19 protein-coding genes are annotated in these 23,803 nt (G+C 43.0%); 3 read left to right on the plus strand and 16 right to left on the minus strand.

What is annotated here, in order from left to right; genetic code table 11:
- Positions 1–13: 13 nt before the first annotated feature.
- From dapB to BDE36_RS20605, 4 genes are read right to left on the minus strand one after another with little or no spacing between them, the layout of a single operon-like run.
- The gene (dapB, locus tag BDE36_RS20590; protein WP_128771262.1) at positions 14–757 is read right to left on the minus strand and encodes a 4-hydroxy-tetrahydrodipicolinate reductase; all 744 of its coding nucleotides are present in this window, start codon (positions 755–757) and stop codon (positions 14–16) included.
- Positions 754–1,434 (minus strand): DUF5683 domain-containing protein, encoded by a 681-nt coding sequence (locus tag BDE36_RS20595; protein WP_141816327.1) that lies wholly within the window; start codon positions 1,432–1,434, stop codon positions 754–756. Before BDE36_RS20595 ends, dapB begins: the two co-directional genes overlap by 4 nt.
- Positions 1,435–2,328: a ParB/RepB/Spo0J family partition protein gene (locus BDE36_RS20600; RefSeq protein ID WP_141816328.1), complete on the minus strand. Its 894-nt coding sequence runs from the start codon at positions 2,326–2,328 to the stop codon at positions 1,435–1,437.
- A complete protein-coding gene (locus BDE36_RS20605) occupies positions 2,325–3,131 on the minus strand; it encodes a ParA family protein (protein WP_141816329.1) in 807 nt (268 codons plus the stop codon). The genes BDE36_RS20600 and BDE36_RS20605 overlap by 4 nt, the downstream gene beginning before the upstream one ends.
- Positions 3,132–3,297: 166 nt before the next feature.
- On the opposite strand from BDE36_RS20605, the gene BDE36_RS20610 reads away from it, so the two are divergent.
- Positions 3,298–3,822 (plus strand): NADPH-dependent FMN reductase, encoded by a 525-nt coding sequence (locus BDE36_RS20610; RefSeq protein ID WP_128771258.1) that lies wholly within the window; start codon positions 3,298–3,300, stop codon positions 3,820–3,822.
- A gap of 78 nt (positions 3,823–3,900) precedes the next feature.
- Positions 3,901–4,677, plus strand: a complete 777-nt coding sequence (locus BDE36_RS20615) for a DUF3575 domain-containing protein (protein ID WP_141816330.1) — start codon at positions 3,901–3,903, stop codon at positions 4,675–4,677.
- Positions 4,678–4,825: 148 nt separating this feature from the next.
- Here the strand turns inward: BDE36_RS20615 and BDE36_RS20620 are convergent, their stop codons facing one another.
- The 4 genes from BDE36_RS20620 to BDE36_RS20635 form a co-directional block, all read right to left on the minus strand.
- Positions 4,826–6,361 (minus strand): IS1182 family transposase, encoded by a 1,536-nt coding sequence (locus BDE36_RS20620; RefSeq protein ID WP_141813269.1) that lies wholly within the window; start codon positions 6,359–6,361, stop codon positions 4,826–4,828.
- Positions 6,362–6,489: 128 nt separating this feature from the next.
- Positions 6,490–7,233, minus strand: coding sequence for a LytR/AlgR family response regulator transcription factor (locus BDE36_RS20625; protein WP_128771256.1), 744 nt, complete (start codon positions 7,231–7,233; stop codon positions 6,490–6,492).
- Positions 7,211–8,266: a sensor histidine kinase gene (locus tag BDE36_RS20630; protein ID WP_235904555.1), complete on the minus strand. Its 1,056-nt coding sequence runs from the start codon at positions 8,264–8,266 to the stop codon at positions 7,211–7,213. The genes BDE36_RS20625 and BDE36_RS20630 overlap by 23 nt, the downstream gene beginning before the upstream one ends.
- 11 nt (positions 8,267–8,277) lie before the next feature.
- Positions 8,278–9,138, minus strand: a complete 861-nt coding sequence (locus BDE36_RS20635) for a LiaF transmembrane domain-containing protein (protein ID WP_141816331.1) — start codon at positions 9,136–9,138, stop codon at positions 8,278–8,280.
- A gap of 258 nt (positions 9,139–9,396) precedes the next feature.
- Between BDE36_RS20635 and BDE36_RS20640 the strand changes: the two genes are divergently transcribed.
- Positions 9,397–11,859 (plus strand): glutaminase family protein, encoded by a 2,463-nt coding sequence (locus BDE36_RS20640; RefSeq protein WP_141816332.1) that lies wholly within the window; start codon positions 9,397–9,399, stop codon positions 11,857–11,859.
- Positions 11,860–11,955: 96 nt separating this feature from the next.
- Here BDE36_RS20640 and ltrA read toward each other — a convergent pair whose 3' ends face one another.
- From ltrA to pheT, 8 genes are all read right to left on the minus strand, one after another.
- Positions 11,956–13,263 carry a group II intron reverse transcriptase/maturase gene (ltrA, locus tag BDE36_RS20645; RefSeq protein ID WP_202618236.1) on the minus strand — a complete coding sequence of 436 codons (1,308 nt, stop codon included), beginning with the start codon at positions 13,261–13,263 and terminating at the stop codon, positions 11,956–11,958.
- A 573-nt stretch (positions 13,264–13,836) separates the two neighbouring features.
- Positions 13,837–15,234 (minus strand): T9SS C-terminal target domain-containing protein, encoded by a 1,398-nt coding sequence (locus tag BDE36_RS20650; protein WP_141816333.1) that lies wholly within the window; start codon positions 15,232–15,234, stop codon positions 13,837–13,839.
- 111 nt (positions 15,235–15,345) lie between these two features.
- Positions 15,346–18,135: a TonB-dependent receptor gene (locus BDE36_RS20655; protein WP_141816334.1), complete on the minus strand. Its 2,790-nt coding sequence runs from the start codon at positions 18,133–18,135 to the stop codon at positions 15,346–15,348.
- Positions 18,136–18,275: 140 nt separating this feature from the next.
- Positions 18,276–18,791, minus strand: a complete 516-nt coding sequence (locus tag BDE36_RS20660; RefSeq protein WP_141816335.1) for an Mpo1 family 2-hydroxy fatty acid dioxygenase — start codon at positions 18,789–18,791, stop codon at positions 18,276–18,278.
- Between the two features lie 67 nt (positions 18,792–18,858).
- Entirely contained in the window at positions 18,859–20,412 is a 1,554-nt protein-coding gene (gene rny / locus BDE36_RS20665; protein ID WP_128771247.1) for a ribonuclease Y, read from the minus strand.
- A 227-nt stretch (positions 20,413–20,639) separates the two neighbouring features.
- A complete protein-coding gene (locus BDE36_RS20670) occupies positions 20,640–20,930 on the minus strand; it encodes a cell division protein ZapA (RefSeq protein ID WP_128771246.1) in 291 nt (96 codons plus the stop codon).
- 23 nt (positions 20,931–20,953) lie between these two features.
- A complete protein-coding gene (locus BDE36_RS20675) occupies positions 20,954–21,262 on the minus strand; it encodes a hypothetical protein (RefSeq protein WP_128771245.1) in 309 nt (102 codons plus the stop codon).
- A gap of 71 nt (positions 21,263–21,333) precedes the next feature.
- A complete protein-coding gene (gene pheT, locus BDE36_RS20680; protein ID WP_141816336.1) occupies positions 21,334–23,733 on the minus strand; it encodes a phenylalanine--tRNA ligase subunit beta in 2,400 nt (799 codons plus the stop codon).
- Between the last annotated feature and the right edge of the window lie 70 nt (positions 23,734–23,803).

A 23,803-nucleotide genomic window follows, 5' to 3' on the forward strand; every position in this document is an offset into this window, starting at 1 on the left:
AAAATATCCTCCTTTAAATATCAAAATCAAATATATCTGCTACAGAATAAAACCCTTTTTTTCCTTGTAGCCACTCTGCAGCCACAACTGCGCCAAGCGCAAACCCTGCACGTGTATGAGCTGTATGCTTAAACTCTATTTCATCCACCTCCGAGCTATAAATGACCGTATGAGTTCCCGGAACATCCTCTATCCGGTGCGACTCAATCAGCAGCTGATCAGGTTTATTTACAATTTCCTCGCCGGCGCCGACCAGGTTATTCACCCACTCCTTTTTGCGATCCACTCCCTCAATTATGCCTTCGGCAATAGTGATCGCTGTTCCGCTAGGTGAGTCAAGCTTCTGTGTATGATGAATCTCCTCTACCTGTACTTCGTATTGGGGGTAAGCATTCATAATTTTCGCAAACACCTTATTTACGAAGAAAAACAAATTTACGCCTATGCTAAAGTTAGAGCCATAGAGTAATGAATTGTTACTCTCTATACAGGTATCTTTCACTTCCTGCAGATGACCATACCAACCTGTAGTACCAACTACTATCGGTACACGGGCACTAAAGCAGTCGCTGATATTGCTGAGAACTGAATCGGGAGTACTGAAATCAATAGCTACGTCGGCCCTGGCAAGGTTTTCCTCGGTTAACTGATCAAGATTGTTCTCATCAATGGCAAGCACAATTTCATGGCCCCGCCCAAGAGCAAAACGCTCGATGGTGCGGCCCATTTTTCCATAACCTAAAAGGGCTATCTTCATAATGATATGGTGAATTTTATAGCCGGAACCGGCGTTACTGAAGCAAAAGATAAAGGAGGCATTAACGTTGGCTGCACATTAAAGCCTAATTTGTCGGTGATATCGTAGCGAAAGAACTTAGCGTCGACATAAGCATCGATCACATTGATTGCATGAACGCCAAGGAACCCGAGAATACTAAGATCGCGGTTTCGCCGGTAAAAGTCCTTTGCAGAAATTAGAGACGATCTGTCATAAGGAGTGTAATCGGGGTCGCGTGTTTCCTGATTATGCAGCTCCCGGTATTGAAGTTCTTTAAGGATATCCCTGTAATAGCGGTTGTTAAACTCAAAAGCAAGGCCCACACTTACCAGCCCGGCATATATAAAAGGAACTTTCCACCATCTTCCATTCCTGATCTGCCCAAGTCCCGGCAGCATTGCCGATCCCCATGCCGCTCTGCCAGGCATGGCTTCCAGAGCAAGACGGGCTGAATCTTTAACAACCTTCGATTTAGCTTTCTGGGTCTGATTTTCTGGAACTATTGTTGTATCTTTTCTGACAGGTGTGGCACGAACCCGCGCCCCGCGGGTAGCTGACGCAGAATCCGGAACCGCGCTCAGAGAGTCTGTCTGCGAAAACGCAGGCGCGGTAACAGCCAGAGCGAAAGTCAGAATAAAGAATCTCAGAATATGCATCTACCAGTCTAATAGTTCAAGTATCCGACTCAAGTCGTCTTCAGAAACAAAAGGGATCTCGATAGCCCCTTTTCCTTTTGCCTGCACCTTTAAGCGCACCTTAGTGGCAAATTTAGAGGCCAGATCGTCCTGAATCTTCTGATACTGGAATGAAACACCTTCTTCCTTCGCGTGAACAGCTTTTTTCACACCGATACGCTGGATATCTCTTACCAGTTCTTCAGCTTTACGAACTGAAAGCCCTTTACTTATAACTTCATTATGTACATATAATTGCTTATCAACATCATCAAGGCCAAGAATTGCTTTCGCATGTCCCATGGTGATTTCGTTATCGCGGATAGAAGCCTGAATCACCGGGGGAAGCCTCAGCAGTCTAAGATAATTTGTTATGGTCGAACGGTTCTTGCTAACCCTGTCACCAAGTTCGTCTTGCTTAAGGTTACACTCGTCAATCATCCGCTGAAAGCTTAGTGCAACTTCTATTGCATTGAGATTCTCGCGCTGAATGTTCTCAATCAGAGCCATCTCAAGCATCTGCTGATCGTTAGCCGTACGCACGTAAGCCGCAATCTCAGTTAAGCCCGCAAGCTTTGATGCACGGAGGCGTCTTTCGCCCGAAATGAGCTGATAGATATTTCCCGCCTTACGTACTGTAATCGGCTGTATGAGTCCTTGCAGCTTTATAGATTCAGACAGTTCATTCAAAGCCTCCTGATCAAAGTCAGACCGCGGCTGAAATGGATTTACCTCAACCTGACTGATCCTCACATGACTTATATTTCCTGGTGATACTGTTTCATTTATGTTTGGCCTGGAACTTTGGGCCATTTCAGAATCATTCAGCAATGCACTTAATCCTTTTCCTAATCCCGTTTTTCTAATTTGCGTCATGAATTAACTGTTACTTTATTATTGCCGTTTTCTTTCACTAACCCGTTCTTACGAATGATCTCTCTAGCCAGGTTAAGATAATTAATGGATCCTTTACAATTTGCATCGTGCATAATAACCGAAACACCATAGCTCGGAGCTTCGCTTAACCGGGTATTTCTTTGGATGATTGTATCAAATACCAGATCCTGGAAATGCGTTTTCACCTCTTCTACTACCTGGTTGGAGAGCCTTAACCTCACATCGTACATCGTAAGCAGAATACCCTCTATCTCCAAATCAGTATTCAGGCGGCTCTGAACAATTTTTATTGTATTTAGCAACTTTCCAAGTCCTTCAAGAGCAAAATACTCGCATTGAACCGGAATAATTACAGAATTGGCAGCCGTAAGAGCATTAATGGTAATCAAGCCCAGAGAGGGCGAGCAGTCTATAATAATAAAGTCATAGTTATCGCGAACCTTGGCGAGAACCGCCCTCATTTTATATTCCCTGTCCGTAAGATTAATCATCTCTATTTCTGCCCCAACAAGATCAATATGAGCAGGTAACAGATCAAGATTCGGCGTATCTGTTTTCTGAATAGCATCCATGGGGTCTACATCGTTAATGATGCACTCGTAGATACTTTCTTTTATTGTACGGGGATCAAAACCTATACCCGAGGTAGAATTGGCCTGCGGATCTGCATCTACCAGTAATGTCCGGTATTCCAGAACAGCAAGGCTGGCTGCCAGGTTTATTGAAGATGTAGTTTTACCTACTCCGCCTTTTTGATTAGCTAACGCTATAATCTTACTCATTCCTTATCCTGATTTCTAATCGTATTATTAATTAACACCGTCAGGCACAGCAACATTAAAAATGTTATTTTTGCCTTTCACATGTTTTTTTACAATCGCCTAAGATACGAACTTTAAACAATTTAATAAGAGAGGCTATTTCTCGTTTTAAACATATTATCCACAGATGACTACGATAATTGCAAGTACCAACCGTCCCGACAGTTACACTTTAAAAATAGCAGAATATTATCAAAAACACCTTCATGAGATGGGACATGAGGCTAACATATTATCCCTTACAGACCTTCCCGAAGGAATTATACATCCGGCAATGTATGAGAAGCAGAAACTTGAAAGTTTCGAAATCCTCCAGAGTAAAATTACAGCCACTGATAAGTTTCTGTTTATTATACCCGAATACAATGGAAGTTTTCCGGGGATCTTAAAGGTACTCATCGATGCATGTCGTTTTCCGGAGAGCTTTTACGGCAAAAAGGCTGCGTTAGTAGGCGTTTCGACGGGAAAGTATGGAAACATCAGAGGAGTGGATCACTTCACAGGTATTTGTCATTACATGAACCTTAACGTGCTTCCTTTAAAGCTCCATATTCCTAATATTCACAAAGAACTGAATGAAGCCGGGGAGTTTTTCAAAGAGGATACATTGAAGTTTACGAGGCAACAGATGGAACAGTTTATCCTTTTCTGAGGTAAAATACATTTAAAGCATTTTGGGGATCTACAGAATTGATTTTATATTAGTAGTTTATACCCATAAAACCATATTATGAAACAAATCTTTACTACATTATTTTTATCTGCACTCTTATTCACCGCCAGGACCGGGTACGCACAGTTTGACACCGTGTTACGCTCAGATGATCAGGGGAAGAACCTCCTCAAAATAAATGTCCCTGCGATTGCAGTTAATAACTTCTCCATCCAGTATGAGAGGGCTGTCGGGAAGAAGATTTCTGCTGGCCTCAGTTTTCGTTTCATGCCCAAAAGCGGGCTTCCTTTGAAAAGCCAATTGGAAAATCTTATAGATGATGACGATACCTGGGATCAGATCCAGGACATGAAAACCAGCAATTTTGCGTTCACACCCGAAGTACGCTTCTATTTTGGGAAGAGTATATTCAGAGGCTTTTACGTAGCTCCTTTCGCTAAGATCGCCCATTATACGGCTGATCTTCCTGATTTTGAATACGACGTGGATATGTCGTCTAATGGAATGGGAACAATTACAGAGACTATTCCGCTAAGTGCCAGGCTAAACACCGTTACCGGAGGGGTTTTGCTGGGAGCCCAATGGAAATTAAGCAAAGTGCTCTATCTTGACTGGTGGATATTCGGCCCTCAGTATGGATGGTCAAAGGGACATCTGACGGGAACTAAGGATCTGAACGAATACGAGCAACAGGCATTAAAAGAAGAGCTGGAAGATTTAGATATTCCGCTGGTTGATACGAAAACGGAAGTGGACAGCAAAGGCGCAAGACTCGATATGGATGGCCCCTGGGCCGGACTTAGGGCAGGAATTAATCTGGGAGTGCGTTTTTAAGGTAAGAACATAATAGAAAAGAGGCCGTATCATAATTCAAATGATGCGGCCTCTGTATTTGTTGCCTATTAAGGTAGTGCAAGATGAATTTGGGCAAGCTGTGGATAATTTGCTTTTCGGGGTCGAAAACCAGTCAAAAAGCAGCTTTTCACCCTGCTTTTTTCCTTAAGTTTTGTGCAATTGCAATCAAACCCCATTCGATCTCCACTTTTTCCTTACCCCGAAGCATGAACCTTTTGAAACCATGGTTCTGTTTAATGTTTCCGAAAGTTGGTTCCACATCAAAGCATCGTTTCTTTCGCCGCTGTAGGCCTTCTTCACTGTTTAACAGTTCATGTGCCTTTTGCTTAAGCCGGTTCAGATTTACATTGACCTCAATGATCCTGTTGGCGCTTGATTTATGACAAGCACCGTTGAGCGGACAGTTAGCGCAATTGCCCGCCTGGTATCTTTTTACTGTTTGCTCAAAACCGGTGCTTGTTCGTTTTCTACTTGTCCCGATGAAATTCATCTGCCGGCCCATCGGACAGATGTAACAATCTTTCTCCTGGTTATAGAAAAGCTTGCTTGCTGCAAAAGGCTGTTTGTTATTGTAGTTTTCATTTTGCTCTTTATCGAACATCCCATACTTTACAAAGGCAATGGTTTGCTTTTGTTCCAGCAGCGTGTAGTTTTCTTCAGATCCGTACCCGGCATCCGCGGTGAGCTTTTCAGGTGCTTTGCCAAAGCTGGCTTCATGCTGCGTTAAATGAGCATTCAGCGTATTGGTGTCTGTTGTATTGGAATGAATGGTATAATTGACAATGAACTGGTTGGAGGTAGATATCTGAACATTATAGGCGGGTTTTAACTGACCATTTTTCATGTGGTCTTCTTTCATCCGCATGAAAGTAGCATCCGTATCGGTTTTACTAAAGCTGTTCCTTTGGCCCAGGATCTCTTCCTGATGCTCATATTTTTCTATATTCTGCGGGTAATGTTTAGTAATATACTTCAGTTTAGCCTTCACCTTTTTATCTGCATTATCTTTTGCGGCCAGCTTTTCGTTAAGCTGATCTACGGCAGCTTTTACTTTTTCGCTGTTAATTTCCGTAAAATCAGGCGGCTCAGGCATCTTGTCTTCTTCCGAGGCTACCTGTTGTGCATACTGCCATATCTCAGTCAGTTGCTTTTTCATCTTCTCTTTATTGGTCTGAATCGACTTCTTCCAAACGAAGGTGTACTTGTTGGCATTGGCTTCGATCTTCGTTCCATCCGTATTAATCTCCTCTATGCTCAGCAGCCCTTCTTCCGACAACAGCTTTACCACCTCTTCAAACACACTGCGCAGGGCATGTTTCAAGCGCACACCCCGGAAACGGTTGATCGTATTATGATCGGGATAGCTCATCGAACTTAACCACATGAAGTAAATACTTTCCTTACAGGCTGCCGCCAGTTTACGGCTGGAATAAAGGTTGGTAACGTACCCATAAACCACCACTTTAAGCAGCATTTGAGGGTGATAACTTGAACTTCCCCTAATGTGATAAGCTTTTAAAAGCGGCTCTATATTGAGCTTGTTAATGACCTCATTTACAACCCGGACCGGATGCCATAAAGGGATCAATTCTTCAAGGGTTGGTGGGAGTACCAGAATTTGTGCCTGATTATAGGGCTTGAAAACAGGTTGCTTTACCGCCATCTTTTATCTGATTATACACTAAATATATGAAAATCAGATTATTAAATCAAATAATCAATGGTAAAAATCCTGAAATATTAAAAATAAAAAGAGGCTGCACCATGATTTATGATACAGCCTCTTTTCTATTACATCTGCAGCAATTGTTTTAGCTTAGCATATCCCGTTTTACTAACAGGGAGGCTCTCTCCCGATTTAATAAGCAACTTGTACGACTCTTTCTCATAGGGAACTATTCCCGTAATCTGAGAAACCTGAACGATAAAAGAACGGTGGATCCTTACAAACTGCTTGTCGTCGAGACTATTCTCGAAAAAAGCCATCGTCTTGTTCTTTAAGAACGTGCCACCTGCAGTGTGAATTTTTACATAGTCGTCGTAAGCCTCAAGATAATGAACATCTACGGCGGGAATAATCTTGATAGTGCTCCTGTCTTTCACGACAATGCGCTCGTTGTAGACCTGGGTCGAAGTGCCACTATCAAGCAATGCCTGCACCTGCTGCCGTGCTTCGGTGAGGTTCTGCTGATCAAGCCATTTATCCACGGCCTGTTTAAACCGTGCCTTGGCAAAAGGCTTTAGAAGATAATCAACGGCGTGTGTCTCAAATGCTTTGATAGCATACTCATCAAACGCAGAGGTAAATATTACCGCTGGCCGGGTATCAAGCAATTCAAGCATTTCAAAGCCAGTAATCTTTGGCATTTGTATGTCGAGAAATATCAGATCGGGCTGGTGCTGTGTTACTGCTTTTACCCCTTCAAATCCGTCGCCGCATTCCGCGACCACTTCAATCTGCGGATAATCTTCCAGATATTCTTTTACAACCTCTCTTGCTAAAGGTTCGTCATCAATTAATATTGCCCTTGTCATATTGTGGTATCTTTACCGTCGTTGTAAAAATATTATTTTCTCCGCTTGTTTCAAGTAAATCTGTACGGGCAAATAGAAGATAAAGTCGCCGTTTTATTCCTGTAAGTCCAAAGCCGGTACCGCTTTTAGGGCGAACTGTATTAATATCGTAAGGATTTTGGATAGTAAGCACCAGATAGCCCAGAACGCAACTGGCATTAATACTGATAGTTACTTGTCCGGTTGTATCATATAGACCGAATTTAATTGCGTTTTCCACCAATGGCTGCAGGATCATAGCCGGAAGTTCTAAATTCTCACAGCCTTCAGCTTTGTTTACTTCGGTATTGAGCCGGTGCCCGAATCTAACTTTCTCGATATCCAGGTACAACTGCAGATGCTGAAGCTCTTCTTCGAGCTTCACAAATTCATTCTCCGCCTTTTTTAAAGTACCCCTTAGAAAGTCCGAGAGCTGATGAATCATAGTTCGCGCTTCTTCAGGCCTTCTCCCTACCAGGGCGCTGATAGAATTAAGACTGTTAAACAGAAAGTGGGGCTGCAACTGCTGCCTTAAATTAAATAATTCGGCCTCACGTGCCAGCTTTTCGGCGTCGGCCTTCCTTCTTTCGTTATCCTTCTGATCATGCATGGTATACCAAAGCATACTGATAAGAGCAGTACCGCTGATCAGCAGAAAACCGATACATCCTCTTATAAGTAACGACTTGTCAAGAATGTCTGCATATACAGTACTTTCGCCCATCATATACAACAGAACCCACCGCGACAGGAACACCCAAATACCCGAAAGGAGGATACACCATGCTACTACATTAAAATACCTTCCCTTACCCGGCTGGTAAAAGCGAAGTGTATTGCTCACCACCAGCGAGGCGAAAAAGAGCAGTATGTTGCCGACAGCAGAGTCTGTAAGTGCAGTCTTCCAGCCAAAACCTAATAAATAAAACGTTCCTGCATGCATAGCTGCCCAGGCAAGCCATGCCACTCCCATAAACGCTATTACCTTTTTTGATGAAAATAATGATACATCCACGGCCTTTAACTTTAGAAGCTTCGAATGTCTATACCACCAAATATTGAAGTTCCCCGAAGAATTAAAACTTTTCCCTCGGCCATATTTCCTGCAGGTATCAGCGGTCTTTTGTCTTCAATTCCACCAAAAAGAGCCGCCAGATCGGAAGTAACCTTCCATTGCGGAGGAATAATAAGCTTTGTGCCTCCAAATACCTGAGTCACATCGATAACTACAGTGCCGTGAATGTCAGCTTGCGAGAGATTTACTTCAGCCCCACCCAGGATGGTCACAATATCTCCCCCCCGAAAATTCTTCGAGAATATGTTCTTTTTAATACTCCCAAAAACGGAAACTGTATCGAGATAATCCTCCCGAAAAGCGTGGGGATCATTTTCACCGCCAGGGCTAAAGGGTCCGTTACCTGTAAAAGTAGATCCTGTATCTGTTAAAGGTTCTGTCGCAGCCCCTGACTGCGCATTTTCTTCAGTTGGCGGAACGTGTACTCTCTTATCCCAGCCAAAGCGGTCGCGGTCCCTGAACTTCAATCTTTCTGCTTTTCGTCTTCCCAGAATCAGGTACAACCCTAATCCCATAATAAGTACAGGGAAAATAAAATCACCGAGATCAAGGCCGGGAATTAACTTAGCAGCCAGTAAAATAACTCCCATGAAGAGGAGAATAAGGGCGCCCGGATTACGGAAGTTATTCCTCATCCCGGAAAAGACTCCTAAAACGATCAGGATCGTTGGAAAGCTGATAATCCAGTCAGGGATAAATCCTCCAAGCGTCCGGATGAGCAGGATAACGCCTAAAAAAAGAAGAATAAGCCCTGCCCATTGCTTACCCGATCCTGGCTTTTTTTTATTATAGTGTGTGTTAGCGGTTTCCATTATCTTAATCTTTGCATCAAAGATATGGGAGTTGATGTTGCCCGGCAATAGCTTTTAGGTCGGAAACAAAAGAAATTCGGTAAACGGCAGGAAAAGACCGGCGAAAAAGAAGCATACACTACACAGGTTCACTAAAATAAGATACTTTTTATTGAACTATTGATATGATTTGATGAATAGCATTAATTAGCAGTCCTTTTCTTTACATAAATTATCAATCAATCTCGAACCTGATACAACGTGCTTAATACCCATTCCATGAAGAATCTGTTTCTTATCGTTTTATTTATCAATTCTATTGTTCTTGCTCAGGAGCGTAAAGCCCCTGCCTACCCTCTTGTTACTCACGATCCTTACTTCAGCATATGGTCTACATCAGACACATTAAACGCCGTAACAACCAGGCACTGGACGGGGACTGAGCAGTCGCTAACCGGAGCGGTGAGTGTTGACGGGAAAGTATATAGTTTTCTTGGTAAGGAGGAAAGGGCTTACACCACTATTCTGCCTGCCTCCGATGAGAAGGTTCTCCCCGTTAGCTACACCAGCAATGAACCGGCAGGCGACTGGACGGCTGTTAACTTTGATGACAGCCAATGGAAAGCTGCGTCTGGAGCGGCCGGAAGTAACCCTGCCGACGCTAACACGCCATGGGATAATAAAGATATCTGGATACGACGAACTTTCAACATCAGCAAACAAAGCAACGGGCGGCTTTTTCTTAAAATCAGGCACGATGACTATGCCACCGTTTACCTCAACGGCCGGCAAATCTATAATGTGCAAAAGTTTGTAGGAAAGTACACTTATGTACCGCTCGGCGGAAATGGTATCAATAGCCTGAAACCCGGAAAAAACATACTTGCCATTCATGCCGTTAACGATGGCGGCCCTTCATCTGTCGATGCGGGTTTAGCCACAGAGCAGGAAGGGCAGGACGCATTCAAAATAATACCGGCCAGGCAGAAAAGTTTTGAACTTACAGCAACACAGAGCATCTATAAATTCACTTGCGGAACGGTTGACCTGACTGTCGCCTTTACCTCGCCACTGTTAATGAACAACCTCAATCTGTTGTCACGGCCTATCAGCTATATTTCTACAACAGTAAACGCAAATGATGGAAAAACGCACAATGTAAAGATATACTTCGGAGCATCAACACGCCTCGCGACTCATACTCCGTATCAACAAGTTAAGGCTCAGAAATACAATTCGGCCGGGCTCTCCATCTTAAAGGCAGGGACTGTAGAACAACCTGTGCTCAAGAAGACCGGTGATGATGTACGGATAGATTGGGGCTATATGTATGTCGCTGTTCCTTCTGAATATAAAAGCGTTCAGTCGGTCACGGCACCGGGTGCAGCACTGAAGTCATTGGTTTCGCAATCCTCAAATACCACCGCTTCGTTGACTAAGGGTGAAGGGCTGATGTTAAATACCGTTATTCCGTTAGGCAATGTTAGCAGCAAGGTACAGGAGCAGTTTATCATACTCGGATATGATGACCTGTATTCGGTTCAATATTTCAATAATAATTTAAGACCATGGTGGAATAACGAGGGTAAAGAAACGATGGAAAGTCAATTAACGACTGCTGCTAAGGAGTATAGATCTGTCATGCAGCAATGTACTGCATTTGACCGTGAGCTCTATACTGACGCAGTTAAGTCGGGCGGAGAAACTTATGCAAAGCTTTGTGTAATCGCTTACCGGCAGGCAATCTCCGCTCATAAGCTGGTTAAAAGCAAGGACAATGAGATTCTGTTCCTGTCGAAAGAAAATTTCAGCAATGGCTCTATAGGTACGGTAGATGTTACATACCCCTCGGCCCCGCTGTTCCTCCTTTATAATCCCGACTTGCTTAAGGGTATGCTAAACGGGATATTTCACTACAGCGAGAGTGGAAAATGGAATAAAGATTATGCAGCACACGATCTGGGTACCTACCCAATTGCAAATGGCCAGACCTACGGAGGAGATATGCCAGTTGAAGAGTCGGGTAATATGCTCATTCTTACAGCCGCTATCGCCAAAGCTGAAGGCAACGCACAGTATGCAAAGAAACACTGGAAAACACTCACCACCTGGGCTGAATATCTGAGCAATGAAGGTTTTGATCCTGCCAATCAGCTGTCGACTGATGATTTTGCCGGTCACCTTGCTCGAAATGCCAACCTTTCTGTTAAAGCAATAGTAGCATTGGGGGGATATGGCATGCTCGCCGATATGCTAGGTTATAAAGATGTAGCTGTTAAATACACCGCCATGGCTAAAGACATGGCCAAACGATGGATGGTGATAGCCGATGCCGGAGATCACTACGCTCTTACCTTTAACGACAAAAACACCTGGAGCCAGAAATATAACCTGGTTTGGGATAAAGTATTAAAGCTCGGTTTGTTCCCGAAAGAGGTATACAACAAGGAAGTTAAGTTTTACCTTACTAAGCAAAATCAATATGGTCTTCCTCTCGACAGCCGTAAAACATACACCAAGTCCGACTGGATCTTGTGGTCAGCTACGCTCGCAGATAACCGCAACGATTTTGAATCGCTTATAGCGCCTGTTTATAAATATGCATTAGAGACGCCTGATCGCGTTCCACTCAGCGACTGGCATGAAACAAAAGATGCCAAAAGACAAAATTTCACAGCTCGAAGTGTTGTCGGCGCGTTTTATATAAAGATACTGGAGGATAAGTTGGCTGGGAAAGAATAAAGTTGGAGCATAATTTAATCGGATAGGAGGAACGGGATTAATTCCCGTTCCGACCTTCCACAGCACCGCACGTACCGTTCGGTATACGGCGCTTCCCTAAGTTGTAACACAAACTCGCTTGTATTCTGCCAGTAAAGATGGGTATCCCAGTTGTTTAAGATAGTAGTTGGAAAGGGTTGTTGTCAGTATCCAGCTTTTTGCTGTGTGCCAGTAACTTTTCCTTGTATGTGCCCATTCGTACGCCTTGTACTTACTTACGCCTAGTTGTACTAAGTTCCTAATTTTAGACTTGCTATGTTTCCATTGTTTCCATTTGACCATACGTAGCCTACGACGGTACCACATATCCAGTTGCCCCAGTTTCGTCCCCATGTCCGCTAGTTTAAAGTAGTGCATCCAGCCTGTGAGGTATTCCCTCAAGTAGAGAATTCGCTGTTCATCGCTCCAACCTCGACTGCGGCCCGTTAGTCCTTTAATCCTAGCTTTCATCTTCCCTAGACTTTTAGGGTGAATACGTAAGCGCGACTCCCCTCTGTAATTGTAGAAACTATAGCCTAGAAATTTAATCGTGGATACATGACGAACGACGCTTTTCTCTTTATTGACTTTAAGCATCAGCTTACCTTCAACAAATTTTGTGATCGATTCCATAACCCGTGAGGCACTCCGTTTACTACGACAAAGTATCATAAGGTCATCAGCGTAACGTACAAATTTGTGTCCTCGAGATTCCAGTTCTTTGTCCAGTTCATCAAGCATAATATTGCTCAAAAGTGGGCTTAGTGGGCCTCCTTGAGGTACACCTTCTGTAGTTACTATAGTCCTTCCGTTTATTTCTACACCTGCTCTCAAGTATCGATGGATAAGTGAGATCAGTCTTCCGTCTTTGATCGTGCGTGATAATAATTCAATCAGTTTACTGTGATTCACCGTATCGAAGAACTTCTCTAAGTCCATGTCTACGGAATAATTATACCCCTGTTGAATGTATTCCTTGCATTTGATAAGCGCTTGATGCGCGTTGCGACCCGGACGAAAACCATAGCTGTGGTCACTGAATTCAGGTTCGTAGATTGGTGTCAGGATTTGACTAATGCCCTGCTGGATGAGCCGATCAACTACTGTTGGGATGCCCAGCATTCGCTTTGACCCATTGTCTTTAGGAATTTCAACACGTCTTACTGCAGAAGGATAGTAACTCCCTTGCTTGATGGATGTTAAAAGTTTCTCCTTATGCTCTCTAAGATAATCCCCAAGGGATTCGACGCCCATCTTATCGATACCTCCAGCACCACGATTACCGACCACTTGTACATAGGCAGCATTTAGGTTCTGACGGTCAAGAAGTTGTTCTAACAGTTCATCTACTCGTGTGTTTGTGTCTGTGAGGTTCTTTTCAATCATCCTAATAAAAGTCTGCCCTCCCACATAGCATTCGGGTTCCGCCCTATTCTTTTGTGATCAGGTTGATAAACGTTATCAATTTTCTGCATTCTATCCTTCATTAGGTAATTCTCATTTATTGATCACTAACTTAAGGTTCATTCCTTCCTTGCTTTGCCGTAAGCAAGTACTACGAAATCGGCTGACTTCTCACAGCTAGCTTTACTCCTTGCTTCTGAAAAAAAAAACTTCCACAAGTCTGTGAGATCTCCCCGGGTAAGAACGATAACTTTCCTCTCATGTGTCTGCTACATTTACCTTGATGCTTCTGTACAGTATAGGACTTTAGTTTGTGTTGCAACCTCATCCAGCATCGTAGGCCTTATATGTAGTTTCTGTCCGTCAGACCGAGAATTTGCCTGAGGCTTCCTTCAGATTCCACCTCACGGTGGACACCCTTGCCTTCGGCTAACACTTCCAACTGTAATGGCGTGTTCGGGACTTGCACCCTAGAGTTATCGCCCATGCCGGGCGCACAACAAAGAAGCCGCCGTCCCCAAGTAAGTGACGGCGGCTTCTTTGATGGTTCTAATCTTAGAAGGTTGCTCCTGCCGAAGCAGCTGAGCCCGCTTTTAGTACAAAGCTTGGCGCTGTGAGGCTAAATGGATTATTAAGCAGATTAGCGGCATCAACAGCAGTAATCGTCTTATTATTTTTAGAATTGAAATAATCTTCAAGCTCTTTAACTGTAGCGAAGGAAGGAGCATTGCCATTAGCGTTCTTACCATCAGCAACCAGTTCTTTTCCTGCAGTGAATGACTGATAAATATTGTTCTTCATAGCTGAAGTTTCATCTTTAATAGCATCTCCAGTTTCTTTGTCACGAATATCCAGGCCGTATCTATGGTTAATGAAAATAGAATTCGCTAACACAAACTTGACTCCCCTTCTCCACAAATTGGCGTATTCGTGCCGTTCATTAACACCTGTATTACCAGGACCAATAATCGTCATGTTAGAAATTACCGGACGAGTTCTTGGACTGGTCGTAAACTGCGATTCAGAATTATCAGCTTCTATCCCATTAGACTGGCCGGCAGCGTCAAAATTAGCAGGATCACGTTGGCCCACCAAAAATTGAAGTTTACCTGAATAGCCGTTATCGAAGTCAAATACATCATCAACTGTTCCAATAGAGATTAGATGCTTTGCATTTACTGTACCACCAAACCACTCGAATGAGTCATCACCACTATAAGATACCTGAACGTAGTCTACTGTTGTTGCCGCGCCGACAGAGCCAAAAGTAATACCATTGATCTCATTATTGGGCTGGAATTCGACGCCCGGGAATTCGACACGAACGTATTTAAGGCTTCCGGAATTATCGTTATCATCGGTACCCCCGTGTTTTCCAACACCGGTATCGTCGTTTACACCACCTTCAATAACTCCTTCACTGCCCGGAAGATTATTTTTGGCCTTTCCTAATATTATAATGCCGCCCCAGTCCCCAGGATGTCGTTGCCCCGCGGAAAAGTTTGAGGTAAACACAATGGGTTCTGTACTCGTTCCATTAGCAACTAATTTTCCCCCCCTGGCAATAATCAAACTACCTTTAGTATTTTTATCTCCCCGGATAATTGTTCCGGCAGGAATAGTAAGTGTTGCACCGCTTTTAACGTACACAAACCCTTTCAAGAGATATGTTCCCTTTGCAAGCGTCCTGTCGGTTGTTATTTCCCCTTCAATAGTAGAAGTTGTAGCAGAGTACTCAGTAGTTTGAGGATTAAAGTTTGCCCAACCTGCTGCCCAGTCGTTTGTCCCAAACGCACCAAGATAAACTACTTTGTCGAAAAATGAATCGCTCAGTTCGGCAATGTTATCTTTTGGTTCTTCGGGTTCTTCATCATTATCGTTCTTACTACAAGCCGAAAAGATGGTTAAACCTAACATCAGAACCAATAATAAACTTTGTCTTTTTTGTTTCATATCTATCATATTTTTCTGTGGTAAAATTACCGGATTAAGGTTAAGAGGATATTAAACGTATATTATCAATATCCTCTACTTGTGTTAACTCAATATTAAGCGAAAGGTTAACTATAGGTTATAAGAGAACCCAAGAGTAAAAGTAGAACCGAGGGTATACGAACGGTTTAAATTGTCACCTTTATCATATTTACCATTATCATTGACATCTTGGTATTCTATGTACTTGTTATTCAGTATATCTCCATAATTAAGTTTTATTTCTGACCGTCCGGAAGAAAGCTTCTTTGAGATTTGGAAATCAAGGACATTCCGAGGCTTTTCATACAAGTCAATATCATTAATATTCCCTACCGCTACGATCCTCCGTCCGAAGGTATTATACAAGAGACTTAGGCCAAGTGGATTTTTTGATGAAGAATTATATTGTAAGCCAGCGTTGATAAGATACGGGGATTGCCCCTGAAGCGGACGTTCGCCATCTTTATTAATCCTAACCTTTGAAACTTCTACTCTTGAATCTATATATGAAGCATTAGCGCTGAAGGTTAAATTCTTCAGTATCTCATTGATAAAGTCAAGGTTCTTCCTCACTTCAAATTCCACTCCGTATAGATTAGCCGTAGGAGCATTCCAGTAAGAGAAGCTTCGGCCGGAGCTAAAGTCGAGCGACTGCTCAATGGGATCTTCAAAGTATTTATAGAATGCAGAGACTGATATTACTTCGCCAGCTTTTGGATAAACCGCATATCCGAGATCAAAATTATTTGTGCTTGACTGTCTTAAAACAGGAGATCCCGTAACATTGGCATTTCTCTTGTGATCATAAAAAGAGAAAGGAGCTATCTCTCTAAATTCAGGTCTCCCTACGGTTCGCGAAGCCGACATACGAATGCTGCTCTTTTCAGAAGCGTTGAAAATGAGGTTTATAGACGGAAGTATGTTATTATATATTGTGTCTACATTTAAGGGATTGTTGTTGTTATTGGTGGAGGCCAGCTTCTGATGGTAAGACTCAAATCTTGCACCGATGCCTAATCTCAATTTTTCTGAAAGAAATCCGTCGAACATGGCATACCCGGCGTTCAAGAGTGCGCTTCCGTCATAATGATCAGTACCATTCGTAATGTCCTGTAAGAGGAACCCTCCTACCCTTATATTTTCGTCATTAAACAGTTGATCCTGAGGGTAAGTCTGCAGGGAAGTATCAAAGCTCACATCTCCGGTGGCTCCACTGGTATAACCCAGCACCCGTGCGCCGAAATTCCTATCGCGATATTGACCGCTATAACCAAACTTGAGTTTACTATTTTGCTTAAAGAGCGAAACAGGAACCGTAAAATTGGCTGCTCCGCCATAAATGTTTTCGTCAAGATTAGAATAGAAATCACCCAGAACAGTGGGAGATCCTACAAGTCCAACATTCAATTTGTAGGGACCGTCGGGCGAATCAGTTGAACTTTGGGTTGTTAGTCGTTTAAACCCAGGCTCCGCTCTCTTGGTACTGGCATAATTCAGATTCCAGTCTAGCTTAAGTTTAGAACCTAAAGCATGGTCGCCTAAGAGCTGGCTTGAAACCAATGATCTTTCAAGCAGGTAGTTAAAATTATTCTGCACGTAACTATCAATTTCAACTCCCGACCTTGACGTAAACTGTTGTTCGACCACCTTGTTATAGATATTCTTTAAGGCTAACTTATTAGTCCCCCACGAATACGCAAAGTTGGCCAGGGCGCCAATATTCGTATTATAATTATACAGGTTATCTGAATATTCAAAATTTAAACTTTGCCCCACGTATCCGTTCGTCTCCCCTTTTTGCAGACGTTCGTCGTACCGATACGATAAAGACAGAACCGCACCGAATTTACTGTTGTTCTTTAAAACTTTACTATCTCCGTAACTGAGCTGAAGGATAGGACTTGGGATTGAGGTGTATTTCTGAGGCCCCCAGTTATTTGAAAACTTACGCGCTTCCTGAATCTGTTGATCAAGCGGCATATTAGTGTACGTACTCTTTGAAGGGAATGAAGACGGCAAATCGCGTCCTTTATCATAAGAACCAAACAACGCTTTATTTTTATTGGTCGGGCCTATAAAGTCTTTAAATGTCGACTGTGTATTGTATGATGTACCAAGGCTCAGATTCAAGAACTTTGAATCTGGAAAATCTTTGGTAGAGATTTGCACAACACCTCCGGAAAAATCTCCTGGAAGATCGGCTGATGCGGATTTGTTAACAACTATCTTATCTATCAGATTAGAAGGAAGTATATCAAACGAAAAGGCTTTTTTATCAGGTTCCGTGTTTGGTAGCGTTGAATTATTGAGCATAGCCGAGTTGTATCTATCAGCCAAGCCCCTAACTACGATAAACTTATTTTCCTGAATACTTGCGCCACTCACTCTCCTTAGAACGTCAGATGTATTTCTGTCGGGCGATCTTCTTATCTGTTCGGCTGAGATACCGCTTGAGATACTGATGCTGTTTTTCTGTTGAGCATACAAAGCCCCCACGCTTTCCTGTCGTGCAGACGCTGTAATTACAACCTGTTGCAGTTGCTGGCCTCCTGCCTCGTCCATCACCAGATCCATAACAGAAACGGCTCCGGCCCGAACAGCTATGTCAGAAATCCTCTTTGTTTGATACCCAACGTATGAAAAAGTAAGCGTATAACGGCCTGCAGCCAAACCTCCTATATTGTATCTCCCTTCAACGTCGGTCGACACGCCCTTGTTTGCACCCTCTACTTTAACAGTTAGGCCGATCAGGGCTTCCCCTGTCTTTTTATCCGTTACTTTTCCTGCAATCCTGCCCGTCTGTTGCGCTGTAACGACGAAAACACTGAGAATAAATACGATAAGCAGTCCTGTAACTTTGAAAATGTAATTTTTTTTCACTTTTGTACTTTTTGTTCGCTACAAAAGTATTATCACAATGTTAGCAGGATGTTAGCTATTAATTAAGTATAGGTAAGCTGAATGTTAACTAAAGATTAACACGAGCGAGAGGCGTAAGATACGGTAAGTGTACGGCAGAGTTACAACTTAATACTGGTCTTTCTTAATAACGAATAAAACAGCCATACCGGACCGTTAACAAACGTTTTGAAACTGTAGGCAATGCCAGGACTACGGCCTTCGATCTTGTGCCCGTAAAATTGCATGCACCACGAAACGATACAAACAATGGCACAAACCTGCCACATTTCAGGCCAACCCTGTTGCATATGCAATTTCTCAAGTCCAACGATACAGGCCGAAAAAGCAAAGATCGCCAGGAGAATAGCATACGAGAGAACCTGGGAGATTCTATAATAGTAATACACCGCAATTGCTATTACAAAAGAGGCCCAATTAACAAAACCGTTGTAGCGGCCAAGGAAGTCGAGATGAGGAAAGGGAATTGACCATATGAGTCCCAGTACGGCAAAGGTTAGGAAAGGGATTGTAAAGTAATGAATGAGCTTATTTGCTTTATTCCGATGAAAACCGTTAAACTGGCTGGCAACTGCTTCAACAGGGCTTGGGTTAGAGCTTTTTGCGGGTTTATTCATCAGATAAGTTCGTCACAGCTTATTTTAAAAGGCCCCCTTCCTGAGGAAGAGGGCTTAAAGAGTATTTTTATTTTGCGTACGAAACAGACCTGGTTTCGCGGATAACCGTTACTTTGATCTGTCCCGGGTAGGTCATTTCTGTCTGGATACGATTAGAAATATCAGTTGCCAGAATTTCTGCCTGCGCATCACTCACACGCTCGCTTTCTACCACTACACGAAGCTCCCGACCAGCCTGTATGGCGAAGGTCTTTTCCACTCCAGGGTAAGAAAGTGCAAGCTCTTCCAGCTCTTTCAGCCGTTTGATATAGCTTTCAACAACCTCGCGCCTGGCACCTGGGCGTGCTCCTGAGATCGCATCGCAGGCCTGCACAACAGGCGACAGCATAGAAGTCATCTCAATTTCGTCGTGGTGGGCGCCGATTGCATTACATACTTCAGGATGTTCCTTATACTTCTCAGCCAGCTGCATCCCAAGGATCGCATGTGGTAACTCCGGATTATCATCAGGCACTTTACCAATATCATGAAGCAACCCTGCACGTTTTGCGAGCTTAACATTTAACCCCAGCTCTGAAGCCATCGTGGCACAGAAATTGGCAACTTCACGTGAGTGCTGCAAAAGATTCTGGCCATAGGAAGAGCGGTAACGCATACGGCCTATCATGCGGATCAGTTCCGGATGCAGGCCGTGAATGCCCAGATCTATAACGGTACGTTCACCAATCTCGACAATTTCATCCTCAATTTGCTTTTTCGTCTTAGCAACCACTTCTTCAATACGTGCAGGGTGGATACGCCCATCTGTTACCAAACGATGTAAAGCAAGTCGGGCTATCTCACGTCTTACAGGATCGAAGCCGGAAAGAATAATTGCTTCTGGGGTATCATCTACGATAATTTCAACTCCTGTAGCAGCTTCAAGCGCACGGATGTTACGTCCTTCGCGCCCAATCACCCGGCCCTTTATTTCGTCGTTTTCAATATTGAATATCGATACTGTATTTTCGATAGCAGCTTCAGTTGCAGTACGCTGAATAGTTTGTATAACTACTTTCTTTGCCTCTTTACTTGCTGTAAGCTTCGCCTCATCCACAATATCCTTGATCTGGATCATAGCCTTGCTGCGGGCTTCTTCTCTCAAAGTATCAACCAACTGGTTTTTCGCTTCTTCGGCAGAAAGGCCCGCTATGGTTTCGAGCTTACTGATGTGCTGTAATTTCAGCGCATCTACTTCTTCCTGTTTGATCCTGGTAATTTCAAGCTGCTTCTCAAGATTCTTCTTTAGGTTTTCAAGTTCCTGATCTTTGCGATTAGTATTTTCGAGGCGCTGGTTTATCGACTGTTCTTTCTGCTTGATCGAGTTCTCACGCTGGTTCAGGGTATTGTTTTTTGCTGTTACCTCCTGTTCGTGCTCAGCCTTCATCTGAAGGAACTTTTCTTTCGCTTCAAGAAGCTTGTTCTTTTTTAATATCTCAGCGTTATTCTCGGCTTCCTTTAAAATTTTCTTTACCTTATTCTGGGCAGCCAGCTCCTGATTCTTTAATAACTTCCGGAGCATAAACCGCCCAATCACCACTCCGGCAACCAATCCTAATAAAATGTACAGTATTATTTCCATATTTTTCCTCCACTTATAAAAAAACCGCAATTAATTTAAGCTCCATGTACTGTAAAACTTCTGCAAACAAGTTTAGAGTTTTAATCATAATCAAGTGGCATTGCCAGGTGATTTACATTTTCATTAACTCCTTTGATATAGAAGCGTTAAGTTTAATACAATAGTGAAACTCAAGAATTAACTGCGGTTAAGTCTTTTGGCTCTTAATTATATAAAGAACGAATATATTACTTAGAAAAGAATTCTGAAAGCAGCTGATCTAACTGATAAACTTTATCTGCTACTTCAGTTCCTTCTTCCGACATCTTCTTCTCTGCCCTTAATGTAGCGGTTGCATAATGTAATACACTCATTGATAGCAGATCCTGTTTATCTCTTACCGCATAATTGTCCTGATATTCTTTTATGCGATCGTTTATCAATTTAGCTGCCTTTCTTACAATTTCTTCCTCTTCCATGTTTACCTTTAAAGGATAAACGCGGTCAGCAATATTTATTTTAATGGAGATTTCTCCCATTTGAGCTTTGTTTCACGTCAGTACTACTTTTTCAGCAATACAATACACTTATCTATTTCCCGCACAAATTCGCTAATTTTTTGCTTTATGTCAAGCGTTTTTTCATTCGTATCAAATTTTGATACCGAAATGCTCTCCAGAGACCGTGCGAGCCTGAGCGCTTTAAGCTTTTCTTCAAGCTCTGCCGACTTACTCTTACCTGTATCCACTGCAACCTTCAGCGACTGGTTTTCAAGCTTTAACAGATCATTTTCTTCCTGCAACGCTTCACATAACTCAATCAATCTTTGTGTGCTTTCAAGTACACTATCTAATTGTCCGGTTAGCGACATCTGTGTTGTTTGTTATGAGTTGTGAGTTGTAAGCTGTTGGATAGAACCCTCAGCTTTCAATCTGCACCCGTTTACTTTCTTATTTCAGCTCCAAGTTCTTTACCGAAAATAAGGATTAATTTATTCATTACCGAATCTATTTGCTTATCGGTCAGTGTTTTTTCCTCATCCTGCAGCAGGAAGCTTACTGCATACGATTTCTTCCCTGCCGGAAGCTTATCGCCTTCGTATACATCAAATACACTCACTTCTCTGATCAGATTTTTTTCAGTTCGCAAAGCAAGCTGCTTCAGCTGATAAAATGAAACATCCTTGTCTAAAAGTAACGACAGATCTCGCTTTACAGAAGGGAATCTGGAGACCTCCTTATAAGTGATCTTGTTCTTTTTAATAGCCTTGAGTAATAGGTCCCAGTCAAAATCAGCGTAAAAAACATCCTTTTCAATATCTAGCTTCTTTAAAACCGATTTAGATACTGCACCGAAATAAACTAAAGGTTTCGCCCCTTTGCGGTATTGGCGCGCACTGGCGAAATGAGCAGACTCGAACGCTTCTTCTGTAAGCCCGGGAATATTGAGCCTTTTTATTACCGCATCCACCGCGGCCTTCAGATTATAAAACGAACTTGGCTCACTTAAATGATTCCATTGTGCTGTATGTTTCATTCCAGTGATAAATATTGCCAGCCTCTGGTTCTCGCTAAACCCGCTTTCAGTCTTTTCATATCTCCTGCCAAACTCGTACAGCCGAAGGTCAGCATTCTTACGGTTCTGATTATATGCTATTGCTTCCAAACCAGAATATAACAGGCTCTGCCGCATTGTATCCAGATCACTGCTTAAGGGATTCAATATCTGTACAGCTTTTTCCGGCACTTCGGTATATGTTGAGCTGGTAAGCGAATTTGACAAGATCTCAAAAAAACCATTTGAAGAAAGCATGTCTGCAATCTGATTTTGCACCGCTTCCCTGTCGGGTTTAACCGCATAATTCATCGATGCGCGAACCTGACAGGGAATAGCAATATTGTTATATCCATAAATCCGCAGGATCTCTTCAATCACATCGACTTCCCGGCTAACATCTACTTTATAGGCCGGAACCTCCAGCTCAAGGCCGTCAGCATTCTCTGAAATAACCGTGATTCCAAGAGCACGAACAATTTCTTTTACCGTTTCTTTAGCGATGGATTCGCCAATCAGTCTGTCGACGTTTTTATAAGTAACAGAAACCTTGAAAGAAGGAACGGGACTGGGGTAAATATCATTAATTTCAGAGGATATCTCTCCTCCAGCTACTTCCTTAATGAGTATTGCTGCTCTTTTAAGCGCATATACTGTGATATCCGGATCGGTACCACGTTCAAATCTGAAAGATGCATCGGTTTTCAATCCATGTCTTTTGGAGCTTTTCCTCACAGACACCGGATTAAAGCAGGCACTTTCAAGAAAAACATTCTTTGTATCAGCTTTTACTCCAGAATTAATCCCGCCGAAAACGCCGGCTATACACATTGGCTCTGATGCACTGCATATCATCAGGTCTTCCGCCGACAATTTACGTTCTGTTCCATCGAGAGTAACAAAAGGGGTACCCTCAGGGCAATTAGTTACTATTACTTTTCCGCCACTGATAACATCGGCATCAAAGGCATGGAGAGGCTGACCGAGCTCGTGCAGCACGTAATTCGTTATATCTACGACATTATTTACAGGCCTGAGACCTATCACCTGCAGCTTCTCCTTCAGCCATTCAGGGGAGTCTTTCACTTCAACGCCCGAGACACTTAATGATGAATAACGGATACAAGCCTTTTCGTTGCGTACTTCAACAGGGATAATAAGATCATTGCTGCCGACATTGAATGCCGACACATCCGGAAGAGACACCGATGTGCGCAGGAAAGCCGCCAGGTCTCTGGCTACGCCTAAATGCGACGCAGCGTCAGCCCTGTTAGGCGTAAGTCCTATTTCAAAAAGGAAATCATCCTTGATGTTGAAATACTCTTTTGCGGGCGCTCCTGTTACTGCATCCGCCGAAAGAACCATTATACCTTCATGTGATTTACCAAGACCTATTTCATCCTCGGCGCAAATCATTCCTTCAGAGACTTCCCCTCTTATTTTAGACTTGGTAATTTTAAAGGGTTCGCCTTCCAGCGGATAAACGGTTGTACCCACAGTCGCTACAACCACCTTTTGACCGGCTGCTACATTAGGGGCTCCACATACCACCTGGAGATCTTCACCCGATCCCACGTCCACCTTTGTCACCCGCAGTCTGTCGGCATTTGGATGCTGCCAGCATTCCCTGACATGGCCTATTATTAATCCGTCAAGCCCGCCTGGTATAGTCTGAACTTTCTCAAGGCTCTCTACTTCCAGACCGGTCCCTGTAAGAATCTCCGATATTTCTTCCGGATTTTTATCAGTATGAATAAACTGAGTAAGCCAGTTATATGATATCTTCATTGAATTTAACGTATACGAAGGGCAAAGATAGAAATAAGTATTAAGTAAAAGTATCAGGTTTTAGTATCAG

The sequence above is a fragment of the Arcticibacter tournemirensis genome (assembly GCF_006716645.1).
In the GTDB taxonomy this organism is placed as follows: Bacteria; Bacteroidota; Bacteroidia; order Sphingobacteriales; family Sphingobacteriaceae; genus Arcticibacter; species Arcticibacter tournemirensis.